Here is a 14460-nt window from a genome sequence, read left to right on the forward strand (position 1 = left end):
AAGCCGGAGTCTTAGACATGGACGTACGCAGCCCCATCTTCCAGAACGTCGCCACCGTGCTGGTGGGTGTCATGTTTCTCAACCCTATCGTCAGTGCGGCGGCGGATTTGACAGTCGCCGCCGGCAGCGGCGCGACGGTGGGGCAAGCCGCCAATGGCGTGCCGATCGTCAACATTGCTGCGCCTAACAGCAACGGGCTGTCGCACAACACGTTCAAGGACTACAACGTCGGCCAGCAGGGCCTGATCCTCAACAACGCCACCGAGCGCACCCAGAGCACTCAACTGGGCGGCATCATCCTTGGCAACTCGAACCTCAACGGAAAAGCGGCCGGGTTGATTCTCAACGAAGTCACCGGCAGCAACGCCAGCCGCTTACAGGGTTATACGGAAGTCGCCGGCAAGTCGGCCCATGTCATCGTCGCCAACCCCCACGGCATCAGCTGCGACGGCTGCGGCTTCATCAACACTCCGCGCGTCACCCTTAGCACCGGCACGCCAATCATCGAAAACGGCCATCTCGATCGCTTCGACGTCAACGGCGGCAGCATCGCCATCGAAGGACAAGGCTTGAATGCCAGCAACGTCGACCAGTTCGATCTCATTACCCGCAGCGCGAAGATCAACGCCGAACTGCACGCCAACAAGCTGAACATCATCACCGGTCGCAACGAAGTCGATGCCAGCACACTCGCCGCGACCGCCAAGTCGCCGGACGGCAGCGACAAACCTCTGCTCGCCATCGACAGCTCCGCGCTCGGCGGCATGTACGCTGGCGCCATCCGCCTGGTCGGCACCGAAGCGGGTGTTGGCGTGAAGCTGGCTGGTGATATGGCGGCTAGTGCAGGGGATATTCAGATTGATGCCAATGGGCAACTGAGCATGGCGCGCACTGCGGCGAATGGAAATCTGATCGCTAAAGCCGAATCGGTGGAGCTGGGAGCGGATACGTACGCCTCGGGTGCTGTGCGTGTCGAGGCGACGGACATGCTCGGCATCGCGAAGAGCTTGGCGGCTGGGCAGGGCGTCGTGCTTTCAGCCAATCAAATAACCAACCGCGGTATCGTCGAAGCCGGCATCAAAGCCGATGGCAGCAGCAATGCCTTGGCAGCACTCGATATAAAGAGCCGCAGCCTGACCAACGAAGGGACGCTCCAGGCCAGCGGGCGGCTGGATGTCGAAACCGAGGGGCTGATCGATAACCGTGGTGGCACCTTCGCAGGCGCTGTCACGGCCATTCGTTCCGATTCGCTGGCCAACGGAGGCGGCCGCGTGCTCGCCGAACAGCGACTAAGCATCGTAACCGGCGCGCTCGATAACCGAGCAGGTTTATTGCAGTCGCGTGGTGAAGCCCAACTGGCTGCAAGCACCCTGAATAATCGGGCCGGCGATGTCGTCGCCTCCGGCACCTTGAACGCATCCATCCTGACCCTCGATAACACCGAGCAAGGCCGAGTAATGGCCGGTAGTGTCGCAGGTCTGGAGATTGATTCACTGGACAACCGTGGCGGTGTGGTCAGTGCTGCCGGTTCACTCACGCTCAAAGGAGACCAAATAGACAACCGCGACGGCGGACTGATCGCCAGTGAAGCTTCGCTGACGCTCGAGGCGAGCGAACTGGACTCGAGCAGTGGCGGCGAGGTATCCGCTGGGGGCGATATTCTCGTAACGGCAAAAACTCTGACTCAGCAGCAGGGGCGCCTGATCAGCGACGGTCGGATTGAACTCGACCTTCAAGGCGGCACGCTGAACAACCGTCAGGGATTGATTAAGGGACAAACCGGCGTGGCAATTACCGACGCTGGCGATCTGGCCAACCAGGGCGGTGAGCTGTCGACTAATGGCAACCTGCACATCGAAGCCGAGCGCCTGGTCAACGCAGATGCGGGACGCGTCATTGCCGGCGGTGAACTTGTCGTACAAAGCGACGCGCTAGACAACCATAGCGGCGGCCTACTCTCTGGTTGGAAGGGAGTGATTCTACAAGGCGGTACGCTCGATAACAGCGCAAAGGGCACCGTCTCCAGTCGCGAAGGTGGCGTGTCGACACGGCTGACCGGCGCATTGAATAACAGTAATGAGGGGGCTTTGGTCAGCAAACAAGCGCTGACCGTCACGTCCGGCGAGATCGATAACAGCGAAGGCGGGATCCTCTCCAGCGAAGCGAATATGTCCTTGCAGACGGCAGGTACGCTGAACAACGCCGTCGGTGGGCTCGTGAATGCTGGCGGTACGTTGTCGATTAAAGCTTCCGATGTAAATAACCAGTCTGGAAGCGTTCGCAGCGGTGCTGACCTGCTCTTTGATGGCAGGAATCTGGACAACAGTAACGGCCAGTTCAGCAGCGACCAGGCGATCACGCTCACACTCACCGAGCTGCTCCTAAATACGGGCGGTCAGCTCGGCAGCGCGAGCGACCTCCTGATGAAAACTGGGGAGGTGGATAACCGTGGTGGCCAACTGGCGAGCCAGCGCCTGTTTGAGTTGGTCACCTCACGCCTGGACAACTCCCTCGCCGGCACGCTGGCTGCCAATGGCTCGCTGCGACTCGAGGTCAACGGTCTGCTCGATAACGGCCAGGACGGCTTGATCTATAGCCAGACTGATACGGTGACTCTTCAGGCGGCGACACTGAACAATCAGGACGGCTCGATTCAGGGCAAGACCGGCCTGGACGTACAAGTTGCCGGAGCGCTCGACAACCGCCGCGGACGGCTGCTGGGCGAACAGGGTGATGTCTTCATTGAAGCGGACTCAATAAACAATCAGGACGGTTTGCTTACAAGTTTGGCAGGTTGGATAACCGCTACCGCTAACGGTTTGTTCGACAACCAGGGCGGCACGATCCAGGCCGATAAGTTGGTCTTGAACGCCGGTGCGCTCGACAACCGCGGCGGCCACGTTTCGGCCGTCTCAGGCGACACGGTGATCAATGCCGCTACCGTGAACAACGCAGCGGGCGGCCTATATGCTCGCGACAGCCTGAAAGTGCAGGGAAGCGACCTAGATAACCGCGCCGGTAAGATCGGCGCCAACGCCATCGACTTCAGCTTGGCAGGTACGTTGAACAACGACGCCGGCCTAATCGAGAGCGGTAGCACCTTAGCCCTCACCGCTGCGCGCCTGTCCAACGTCAACGGAGCCATACGGGTACTTGGCGGAGCGGGCGTGACGCTCATCACAGCCACCGATACTTTCGACAACCGCGCCGGTCTGCTCGAAACTGCCAATACCGACGTGCAGTTTTCGCTCGGCAGGCTGCTCAACACCAATGGCACCCTGCGCCATGTCGGCACAGGCAGCATGGCGCTGGCCAGTGCCAATGCCATCGAGGCGGGCGGTACGCTCACGACGACCGGGGACTTCAGCCTGACCGCTGCCAGCTGGACGCACAGCGGGATCCTGCAAGCGCGCAACCTGACGGTCAACGTGGGAGCCTTCACGCAAACAGCAACCGGCAAGCTGCTCGCTTCCGAGACGCTCAAGGGAACGGGCGTTAACTGGGTCAACAATGGCGTGATTGCGAGCGATGAAGCGCTCGATCTTCAACTGACCGGTCGCTATAGCGGGAGCGGCCAGCTGACCAGCCTTGGCGGTATGGGCGTGCGGGTTGGTGCGATGACGTTGGGGGCCTCGGCACGTTTGACAGCAGGAGAGGGACTGGGCCTGGACGTTACGGGCGCACTGGTAAACGGTGGGCGAATTACGGCAGGCGCTGACCTGGCACTTGCCGCCAGCAGCATCCTCAATACCGGCACGTTGGGGGCCGCCGAACAAGTGTCGCTGGCCGCGGCCACATTGAACAACGACCGAGGGTTGATCTTCAGCGGCGCCGGCCTGTCGGTCGAAGCGGATAAGTTCACTAACACGTACGGCGACATCTATAGCCTGGGCTCGTTGACGATCGGCGGTCTGTCGAACGCGCGTGCTGTGTTAATCGACAACATCTCCGGCAGCCTGGAAGCGGCCGGTGACGTGTACCTGCAGGCACAAACGCTCAGGAACCGCCGCGAGGTCTTCTCGCTCGAACGCACGCTTGTAGAGAGCGCTATTGGCATCTATTGCTACGACTGCAGTGGCGATAATTACACCGTCGATTACATCGTTCGGGATATTTACGAGGGCAAAATCACCGATACGACGCCGGCTGCCCACATTACATCTGGGCGGGACTTGCGGCTGGTCGGCGGGGCCATCAGCAACGAGGGCAGCACACTCTCGGCGGTACGGAACATAAATATTGCAGCTGACAGCTTTGCCAACCAAGGTGCAACGGGCGGCACAATTGAGCGGATAAGAACTTATCGTAGGGCGGTAACAGACGGCACAGTTAGGCGTTTTATTTCCGGCCACGTCGAGCCTTATAACCGCACGTATAATCCTCAGTACCCTGGCTACTACTATCGGACTAATTCTGGAGAAATACGCCTAGCGCTTCCGACACTCGGTACGGTCTGCGAGGGTGACGGTTGTAGCAACGAGTCGGTGACCTATTGGAGCGACTCCATCACTCATCAGAGTGTGCACGTACCAGTTGCTTACGACTACTATGACGGCCTTCCTTCTTCCCGCTATAACGCCGAGGCAGTGAAGCAGGCACAACTTCCGAATGATCTCGCTGATAGTGAGCCCGCAAATGACGTCGAAATCGTCCGCGGCGGCGGCTCGGACGTACAGAACGCCGTCGTCCAGGCCGGCGGCAACGTAACCATTCAGGCCAGCCAGACGCTGACCAACAGCGTTATCACCCCTCGCTCCGCTATCCAGCGCGGCGCCAGCCAGGTGGGAAGCACCTCGGCATCCGGTACCGGTCAGCCACTGGTCGTCGAGCTGACTAGCAATCTCCCGCCGGACCTCGCGCAGCAGCAGATCAATCCGATCACGTTGCCGGGCTTCGCCCTGCCGCAGGGCGAGAACGGCTTGTTCCGCCTCAATGGCGAGGCGGCTTCAAGTGTTGCAACGACCGATGCGGGCACCGCTCCGCTGATCGGCCCGCCCATGCAGCAAGCCGCCGTCAATGCGGGCCTTTCGCGCCCAGCGGGCGCTCATCATTACCTAATCGAAACCAACCCTGCGCTGACCGACCTCAAGCAGTTCATGGGATCGGATTACCTGCTCGGTAAACTCGGCTACGACCCCGACGCCGCACAGAAGCGCCTCGGCGACGGCCTTTACGAACAGCGCCTGATCCGCGAAGCCATCGTGGCCCGCACCGGTCAGCGCTACCTCGCCGGGTTGACCAGCGACGAAGGCATGTACCGCTACCTGATGGACAACGCCATCGCCAGCAAGGAAGCGCTCAATCTCAGCCTGGGCGTGTCGCTCAGCGCAGAACAAGTTGCCGCGCTGACTCACGATATCGTCTGGATGGAAGAGCAGGAAGTAATGGGCGAGAAGGTCCTCGTCCCGGTGCTTTATCTGGCCCAGGCCGAAGGCCGCCTAGCGCCCAATGGCGCGCTGATCCAGGGCCAGGACGTCGCGCTGATTTCCGGCAGCGACCTGATCAACCGCGGCACGCTGCGCGCTAGCCAGAACCTAGACGTCACTGCCAGCAACATCCTCAACGTCGGCGGCGCGATGGAAGCGAACGAGCGTCTGCAACTGCTGGCTACTGGAAGCATTCGCAACGCGCAGGGTGGGTTGATTGCGGGGCGGGATGTGAGTGCGATTGCCCTCACCGGCGACATCGTCAACGAGCGCACCGTCATCCGTGACGAGGTGCGTTACGGCGGCCGTCACAGCATCACCGACTATGTCGGCGACGCCTCTACCATCCAGTCGACCCGCGACCTCACGCTGGCTGCAGGCCGCGACCTGATCAACCGCGGCAGCACACTGCAAAGTGGCGGCAACCTCGATCTGTCAGCCGGCGGCGATGTCTCGTTGGTGTCTGCCGAGACGCAGCAGCGTGAGGCGCGCGCGGACGGCCGGCGTTACCTCGACGAGCACATTCGTCAGCACACCGGAGCGGTGACTGCAGGCGGGAACGTCACCGTTGAGGCGGGTAACGACCTGACCGTCGCCGCGACGACGGTGAAGGCCGGCGATGAGGTCAATCTTTCTGCTGGCTCTAACGTTGTCATCGCCGCTGCGGCGAACGAAGACCACTTCTATTCGAAGACGAAAAAGGTCACACGCCAGCAGGACACCGTCCGGCAACAGGCGGCGCAGATCGAGGCAGGCAGCAATGTCTCCGTTGTTGCAACGGACGATCTGGTGCTCTCGGCCAGCCAGGTGCGGGCCGGCGGCGAAGCCTACCTCGTCGCGGGCGGCCAAATGGCCGTGCTCAGCGCGCAAGACGAGGACTACTCGCTATACGAGAAAAAATCCTCCGGCAGCTTCGGCCGCAAGAGCTACCGCAAGGACGAAAAAACCAGCATCCGCAACGTCGGCAGCACCATCACCACCGGCGGTGACCTGACGCTCGCCAGTGGTGACGACCAGCTCTACCAGAAAGCCCGCCTGGACAGCGGTGGAGACCTCACGCTCGAAAGTGGTGGCGCCATCACCTTCGAAGGCGTCAAGGACCTCAAGCAGGAAAGCCACGAGAAAAGCGACAACAGCTTCGTTTGGACTTCAGCCAAGGGCAAAGGCAAGACGGACGAAACGCTGCAGCAGAGCGTGCTGCTCGCCAAGGGCGAGACTGTTATCAAGGCCGTGAATGGCCTCATGATCGACGTCAAGCACGTCGACCAGCAGACCGTCAGCCAGACTATCGATGCGATGGTTCAGGCTGACCCGGAGCTGGCGTGGATCAAGGAAGCCGAGGCCCGCGGGGATGTGGATTGGCAGCGTGTGAAGGAGATACACGACTCCTTCAAGTACAGCCATTCGGGGTTGGGTGGTGGCGCGGCCATGATTATCGCCATCATCGTTGCGTACCTTACGGCGGGGGTTGGCGCCGCTCTCACTGGGGCGACTAGTACTGCAGGCGTAGCTGCTTCAAATGTCGTCTACACGGCAGTCGCAACTAACGCCGTGGTAAGCACCATCAATAATCGGGGCGACTTAGGAGCTGTTCTCAAAGACGTTACGTCCAGCGACGCGCTGAAGGGCTACGCAACTTCTGCTATAACCGCAGGCCTGACCGCTGGGATGTTGGACGCTGCCTTCGGTGTAACCGGAGACAACGTCAACAAGATCACCAAGGGCTTCGATCTAAGCAAACCTTCTGAGATCGCCAAGTTCGGCTCGTACCTAGGCGCTCAGGGCGCAGTCCAGGCTGTCGCTCAAACCGCCGTTCAAGGTGGAAGCCTGAGTGACAATCTCCAACATGTATTGACCAATCAGCTCCAGCATCTGTTGCAAGCGGTGGCTTTTAAAGCGGTGGGGGACTTGGCTCTTGGTAACTGGCAAGAAGGCAGCCCTGAAAAAATTGCACTCCATGCGGTGGTTGGCGGCTTACTCGGCGAAGCGACGGGCGGGGACTTCCTGACTGGGGCCGTAGCTGCCGGCGCCAATGAGGCACTAGTCGAGCGCCTTGCAGGCGTGATCAACGGAGACAGCAACCTTGAGCTCGCTATCTCACAGTTAATCGGCGTAGCAGCGGCCACCGCCACGGGTGGAGACCCAGACAAGGCGGCGGAGCTTGCGAAGAACGCGACGGCGTACAACCGGCAGTTGCATGCCTCCGAGGAAAAGTGGCTAAGAGAGAACTCAGAGCGTTTCGCCGAAGAGCAAGGTATCAGTGAGCAAGTCGCGCTGGAGCGGTTGAGCCAGCAGGCACTGAAAGACGTCGACTACCTGTGGCGCGGGCTGCTCAGCGATGGCGACGACAGCGCGGCACAGGCCTACCTGGCGAGTGCTGGGCAGACCTTCACCAATGACCTGGGCGAGCAGCAGGCGCTCTTTACCGCAAAGGGACAACAGTTGTTCCGCCCGGAAATGTTCGCTGATACAGCCGATCCGCAGTTCTATCGTGACTTCGTGCAAAGTGGCATCAGCCGCGACCTCAGCGAAGGTGTGCTCAAAGAGTTGAAAGACTCAGGCGTTTCGTTGAAGGACGATGCGGTCGAGCTCGGCAAGCTGTTTGTCGAGCAGCCGGGTGCGGTTCTGGATGGTTTATTAAATGCCATCCAGGAATTGCCGCAGGGCATTGTGGATAGTTTCCATGAAAGCGGAAACGCCATAGGCGAAGGCGCTGCTACCGTTCTGAACGAGGACATTTCCTCCAAGCTAAATGCCATCTACGGTGTGGACGTCTCCACCGCACAGGAGACCATGCTGCTGGTTCGCACCGTCACGGCAATAGCAAGTGCGGGTACAGCGGGAGCGGCAGGTAAGGCGGGTGCGAAGCTGACCGGCGAAGTTGCCGAAACCCTTGGCAAGAAATTGGACAATGTTCTCAACGAGTTGGCTGAGCAGGCCTTGGTCAAAAGTGGAGGTGTCCATGGAACGGATGGCAAACCGCTACTTGACCTCAAGCAACTGACCACCGAGCAGAAAGGTGCTATGGGTGAGCTGTTTGGCGAAAACATAGTCAAGCAGATCGTACCGGAAGGGGAGAAGCTAGCCCGTATTCCCGGAGTGGGAGAGACGGGAATCGATGACCTTTACAAAGTTAACCGTCCAGATGTGGATTATGTGGTGATTGAGTACAAGTTTGTCGGTAGCGATACCGGCAAGGGTAGTTCGCGGCTGGGAAATACAACAGATGGAAAGCAGGGAAGTGAAAGTTGGATAGCTGGATCGGGGAGGTTGGAAAAAGCAGTTGGTGAATTACAGACTCCAGAGATAAGCCGCGCAATTGAGTCCGGCCGTGTGGAGTCCTGGGTTGTGACCACGCGCCCTGATGGTTCAACTATCATCGAGGTGCTCGACGCCGTTGGTAAGCCAAAATCGATAGATACGTCAAAAATATTAACCTCTGCAAAGAATATGTTGGAGGCTCAGCCATGATACGGGCGCCGTGGGGAGATCGAGCGTATTGGGATAAATGGACAAATTTTAGCGCCGAGAACATTGCCAAAGACTTAGAGCAGATAGAAAGGCCATCAAAAAATCCTGCATATCGACCGCAGTTCGTTTGGGATTTATCTCAAGGTGGCTTCCTGCGCCTGATCCTTCGCCGTTATTCCCGAGGCGACTCAATCCGTGAGCTAAGTCAGCATTTCCCCGCGTTACTTGATGCTTGGGAATTATCGAACAGGCTAGCGGATGAATTGAATGCGCAGCTAAAGCACGGACAGGGTTGGGATCATCGTCATCTGTTAACAGCGCCCTTGGCAAGTGACGATCCACGTAGCTATCCAGACCCACGTGCGTGGGTTTTCAGGCTGAGCAACCTCAATCACTACAACTGGTGTTTCTGGCTGGTGGGGCTGGCGCTTGCGCTGGAAATCGCGGATGAACAATGGCAGCGCCTGTTGGCCTTGATCGGTAGCGGGGGGGAGGACGAATTGCTAGATCGGGTAATTGCCAGCCGACAGCCTAGTCGCAAGATTGGTACGGGTTTGCTGCACAAAAAGCCTTATGCCCGTCTGCTCAAAGCCGTGAATGCACCGAAAGAGCAGCAGGCTGCGTTGCTGCGCGATTTTGTGGAGCATTGGTACGCCGAACTGGCGCGCAAGGGCAAGGATGAACTGTGGTGGTATATCTATGGCGACCCGGAAAAGCATCCGCTAGAAAAAGGCAGTTATTTTGGGCGCTGGTGCCTAGAAGCTGTTGCGGCAGTCAAGGCTTTTGGGCTGGATGATGGTCTGTGTTTGGGACATGAGCATTATCCCGGTGACTTGCTTCGTCCTGACGGACCGAGTACTCACCCTGTGCGAAATGAGAAAAGGAAAGGCTGGTTGTCAAGGCTTTTTGGAGGCTAAGCAAGGAGTCTGGAAGTAAGCGGAAAGGGGACAGATTTATTTTCGGGCTTGTGGCTCGGCCTGATGGATAGACCTATCCCTTTTTTTGCAAGACTTGTCGTTGGCCGGCGGCCCGGCTGGCGCGCATAAGTACAGACCCAGCCGATGTCTAGCCTTGCCATCTCCTGTCGCATTCTGATAACAGTGGATTCACCGCATCGCAGTCAACGATCTAGGTTGCAGACATCACTTAGGTTCGTAAAAAAAAAAGGGGCAGCGGCAGCCGCCCTATATTGACTCACTCGAAGAGCAATAGGGGACAGACCACAATTAATTTCGGTAAATCGTGGTCTGTCCCCTAATATTTGTGTCCCCTAATATTGGCTCGCTCTCCAAATGAAAACGCCCGATGCAAGGATCGGGCGTTCTGGATGCCTACTAGCTTATAGCAGCCACTTGTAGTTCAGAGCCAGCCAGTAGTCGGCGTCTCCACCTTCGCTGGTGCCGTTGAGCATTAACGACCCAACCCCACCACCAAGCGCGGCCTCCGCACCAACCGCTGCGCGAACCCAGTTTTGCCGATAGGCCTGGCCTGGAAGCTCGAATGTAGACAGCCCAATCAGCTCACCGCTGGCGCTGCCACTCTCATCGTCAAACCGGTGAACGCCTTCAAGCCTCCCCAGCAAGTTGACGGTCGGGCTGAAGGTATGGACGGCGTCTAAGCCGACGCGGCCGGTGGTGGTTCGTTCGGTGCGGTCCTCCCAGCGGACCGGGAAACCACCTCCCGTTTCGCTGTATCCGTCGAACTTAGCTTTTACGTGCCCAACGCTTGTATAAGGCGTGAATGAGGTCGCTCCGACCGCAAATGCGTTGAGCCAATCGAGGCGCAGTTTTCCGCCAGCAATGGTGACATCCGTTTCGCCATGCGACTGAACGATGGCCCCAGCGTTGCGATAACCACGGTCGATGTCGGCATCGCCCGCTGAGTAGAAGCCACTCACGGTTGCATAGAGCGGGAAGCCACCCAGCTTGATAATGGCTTCAGGCATCAAGTAAGTGCCGCGTAGTTTCGTTTCGCCACCAAGACCTGTTTCGCTCTCGGCATAACTGCGTCCAATCGCAACGTTCAGTTGCACGCCATTTCCAATGTTGGTCGCCACGCCTACTTCTAGAGAACTCTGATCGGAATCTGTGTCGTCTTGCTGGCCATAGTCACCGCCGGTCCAGACGCTGTAGCGGCCTTCCGGGACCAGGTTGCGCATCGGGCTGCCGTGCGCGCCATTAAGGATCATGTCGGTATTGGCCAAGGCAGCCGTCGGCGCGGCTGCTGTTGCGTCGAGGCTTGCACTGAACTCCTGCAGGTCGATCATTCCGCTTGTCCCGCCCCCAGGCTCGCCGACGCGTGCAATGAAGGTGTGGTCGTTCAGGAGAATACCGGCGACTACGCTCCCGTCGTCGCTGACTGCCTCTGCGTAGGCGACTTGTGAGGAGGACGGATCGATGTTTACCTCACTGGCACCCAGCCACTGTTCAATCGTTTGCATCCCGGTCTCTTGCGTCCAGCGAAAGCCTCGGTTTCGCTGACCCAGGTCGAACTCACCGACTACCACGCTTCCATCGGCGTTAACGGCGAATGCCCAAGAGCCGTTATCTCCAAGCGTTCCCAGACTGCTAATACCGGAACTCGCTGTCCAGCGGTATGCATGCGTGGCGGTGCCCGTGTCACTTGCACCGACTACGGCCGTGCCATCGGAGCTGAGATCGGCAAAGTAAGTTCTAGTGCCACCAAGGGTGCCGATATCGCGCATGGCGCTTTCGGTTGTCCAGACGAATGCACGAGCCTGGCCGAGACTGTTATACGACTCTCCAGCTACGGTCTGGCCTGAAGCGCTGACGGCGCTTGCAATCGAATAGCTTCCACCCAGCGTGCCAAGATCGCTCATGACTCCATTCGTCCAGCGGAACGCATGGGCATGGCCGCTTACCAGGCTGCCGCCGACTACAACGGCGCCATCTGTGTTGGTCGCTAGGGCGTAGGAATCGCTACCGCCCGCAAGCGTACCCAGGTCAGTAACGCCTTGGGTCGTCCAGCGAACCGCACGCTGTTCGCCGTTAGCTAGGTCGCTCGCACCAACGATAACCTTGCCGTCGGCACTTATGGCATGCGCCAGCGAGCTTACGCCACCTAAGCTGCTGAGCGATTCGATGCCTGCCCCAGTCGTCCAGCGAAACGCAACCGCCCCGCCACCTCGCGTAAAGGCCGTACCGGCCGCCACGCTGCCATCGGCACTCAGCCCGCTGAGTATCGTCTCGTCACCCAATGTCCCGATATTCCGCACGCCATTTTCCGCCGTCCAGATATCACTGTGGTAGAGCCCATCGGATCCGAGCCGATAGATACTGCCCAACGTACTACCGTCCGCACTGAGGAGCGTTTCGTCTCCTAGCAGTCCCAAATCGGTCAGCCCGCTATCAGCCCACGCGGGGCCAGCGGTGATGCACATGATGGCGCTCGCCAAACTTAGTCGCTTGAATCCCGCACGCAGTGGAGTTGAGTGCTTACTTGCCATTCCCATTTTTTTCCGCTCCCTGGCCTGACTCGGCCTGATCAGTTACTGCTTCATACTGCGAAGGGGGTCTACCGCTTCGAGCGCGCATCCTGGCGTAACTGTTCCGGTCGCTCAACGAGCGTTAGCGTATGGCTTACGTGCCGGCGTGAAGCCGGTCACGAAAAAATCCTGGTTATCGACGGAACGCTTCTCGCGCTCCGCTGTATCGCATCGACTGCTGTATTAAGTGCTTAGCTGCCCGGCCCAATCGACCAATATATTGGAGCGGGATTGATCGCCTGGTCTTACAACCGTCCACGTGCTGCAGACCCGGCCGATCGCAGCGGCAATTCTCATCATCCCGCCGAAGGCGGCACCGTCTCGCGAACCGCCTCGATAATTTCGCCAAGCAACTGATGCAACGCATCGCGGTGCCCCAAGGCGCCGCCAGACGGCTGTTGCGTGTTCGAGGTCATCACCACCGTCATGTCGAGCCCGGGCACCACATAAACCATCTGCCCGCCATAACCCCAGCCATAGCGCACGTCCTCGCCGTCAAGCTGTGTGATGAACCAACCGTAGCCGTAGCCATGACTGGTGTAGCGCGAGCGTGTGCGCGGCGTCCAGGACGCCTCGATCCAGTCCTCGGACAGCAGCCGCTCCCCGGATGCCGTAACGCCGCCGCGTCGGTAGAGCTCGCCGAACGCCAGCAGTGAGCGCGGCGTCATCGCCATTTCGTTGCCGCCCAGGTAGATGCCTTGCGGGTCGCGCGTCCAGGCAGTGATGGCGAAGCCGTCGAGCGGCGCGAGCCATTGGCGTGCCAGCTGCAGGGTGGATTTGCCGGTGCGATGGGTGAGGATCGCCGAGAGCAGATGACTCGACCCGGTGGAATAAATCATCGGCCCGCCCGGTTTGGCCTCGAACGGTCGTGCCAACGCGGCTCGCACCCAATTGCGGCTCGCCACCCAGGCGCCGTAGTTGCGGCCAGAAGTCGATCCCAGTCCGGCCTGCATCGAGAGTAGGTGGCCCACCGTTACCTGCCGCAAACGAGGATCAGGGTTGGCGGGAAGATCAGCCTTGAGCAGATCGGCGATGCGCTGGTTGGGTCCTTCCAGAACACCCCTGTCGATGGCGATGCCGGCCAGCGCGGAGATCACCGTCTTGGATGCGGATTTGATATTGGTCGGCGCGCTCGGGCGGTGGCCCCGGTAGCCGCGCTCGGCAATCACCTTGCCATCTTGCGCGACGATAAGAGTTTCCAGCTGATCGAGCCGCTCGGCCTCGTCGATGACCGTGTGCAGCTCGGTGTTGGCTGATGCCAGCGGGCCGATGGCGAGCAGCAACGCTACGCAGATTGCGCGTCGTAACAGAAGGCGGGTTTGCGCATAAGCGCCGTAGTGAAATAAACGCATACAACGTCTGACCCTGAACCCATCGCGCCGTGCGGTCACCTGGCGAGCTTGGAGTCGGGCGCATCAAAGCCGGGCGTGACCCGGCTTGGTCTGGGAGTACCGCCCGGCCTACTGGCGAACCCAGGTCTGGGTGCGGCCCAGCGCTTCGACGCCGATATAGCCACGCATTTCCAGTTTTTCACCGCCTTCGAGCACGGTCACCTTGGCGCGGTACGTCTTGCCCTTGCCGGGGTCGAGGATGTTGCCGCCATTCCAGACGCGCTCGCCGGCGGGCTTGAGACCCCAGAGGATGGTCATACCGGTGATCGGCTGGTCTTTGCGCTCGCCATCGCAAGCGCTGCACACCGGGTTTGGGCCATGGTTCGATCGCAGAATTTTCGCCACCTTGCCACTTAGAGTGCCGTCAGCGGCTTCCTGGATTTCAATGATGGACGTGGGCTTGCCAGTTTCATCGTCGATGGTTTGCCAGCGACCCGCAGGCGATTCGGCGGCGAAGGCCAGCGAAGTGGCGGTCAGGGGTAATGCCAGCAATAGGGCGGTGAACAGTGAGCGCATGGTTTCTCCTGCGGTGTGGTCGACGGCAGCGACTCTATCATCTGGTTTCGACCGGTAGCGTCTCGTTGAGTTTGCGCCGTCGCTAACCCGATCGTCACTCAACAGCCGGATGGCGCGACATTGATGCGGATTGTTGCGTCACGAGTTTGTC

At 59.6% G+C, this 14460-nt stretch carries 5 protein-coding genes; 2 read left to right on the forward strand and 3 right to left on the reverse strand.

Annotated elements, in window-relative coordinates; translation table 11 throughout:
• Nucleotides 1-17 precede the first annotated feature (17 nt).
• Both NAV33_RS10540 and NAV33_RS10545 read left to right on the forward strand, forming a co-directional pair.
• On the forward strand, nucleotides 18-8897 hold the full coding sequence (locus NAV33_RS10540; protein ID WP_255979702.1) for a DUF637 domain-containing protein: 8880 nt from the start codon (nucleotides 18-20) through the stop codon (nucleotides 8895-8897).
• On the forward strand, nucleotides 8894-9814 hold the full coding sequence (locus NAV33_RS10545) for a PoNe immunity protein domain-containing protein (RefSeq protein WP_255979704.1): 921 nt from the start codon (nucleotides 8894-8896) through the stop codon (nucleotides 9812-9814). Before NAV33_RS10540 ends, NAV33_RS10545 begins: the two co-directional genes overlap by 4 nt.
• Before the next feature lie 422 nt (nucleotides 9815-10236).
• Here the strand turns inward: NAV33_RS10545 and NAV33_RS10550 are convergent, their stop codons facing one another.
• The 3 genes from NAV33_RS10550 to NAV33_RS10560 form a co-directional block, all read right to left on the reverse strand.
• Nucleotides 10237-12297, reverse strand: a complete 2061-nt coding sequence (locus NAV33_RS10550; RefSeq protein WP_255979706.1) for an autotransporter domain-containing protein — start codon at nucleotides 12295-12297, stop codon at nucleotides 10237-10239.
• Nucleotides 12298-12698: 401 nt separating this feature from the next.
• Nucleotides 12699-13754, reverse strand: a complete 1056-nt coding sequence (locus tag NAV33_RS10555; RefSeq protein WP_255979708.1) for a serine hydrolase domain-containing protein — start codon at nucleotides 13752-13754, stop codon at nucleotides 12699-12701.
• 108 nt (nucleotides 13755-13862) lie between these two features.
• Nucleotides 13863-14309, reverse strand: a complete 447-nt coding sequence (locus tag NAV33_RS10560; RefSeq protein WP_255979710.1) for a DUF2147 domain-containing protein — start codon at nucleotides 14307-14309, stop codon at nucleotides 13863-13865.
• Nucleotides 14310-14460 lie beyond the last annotated feature (151 nt).

Source organism: Stutzerimonas stutzeri, assembly GCF_024448715.1.
Classification (GTDB): domain Bacteria; phylum Pseudomonadota; class Gammaproteobacteria; order Pseudomonadales; family Pseudomonadaceae; genus Stutzerimonas; species Stutzerimonas stutzeri_AR.

Excerpts from the sequence above, each read along its gene's own strand:
- NAV33_RS10555 (WP_255979708.1), bottom strand. The coding sequence starts at position 13,754 with ATGCGTTTATTTCACTACGGCGCTTATGCGCAAACCCGCCTTCTGTTA.
- NAV33_RS10540 (WP_255979702.1), top strand. The coding sequence starts at position 18 with ATGGACGTACGCAGCCCCATCTTCCAGAACGTCGCCACCGTGCTGGTG.
- NAV33_RS10560 (WP_255979710.1), bottom strand. The coding sequence starts at position 14,309 with ATGCGCTCACTGTTCACCGCCCTATTGCTGGCATTACCCCTGACCGCC.
- NAV33_RS10545 (WP_255979704.1), top strand. The coding sequence starts at position 8,894 with ATGATACGGGCGCCGTGGGGAGATCGAGCGTATTGGGATAAATGGACA.
- NAV33_RS10550 (WP_255979706.1), bottom strand. The coding sequence starts at position 12,297 with ATGTGCATCACCGCTGGCCCCGCGTGGGCTGATAGCGGGCTGACCGAT.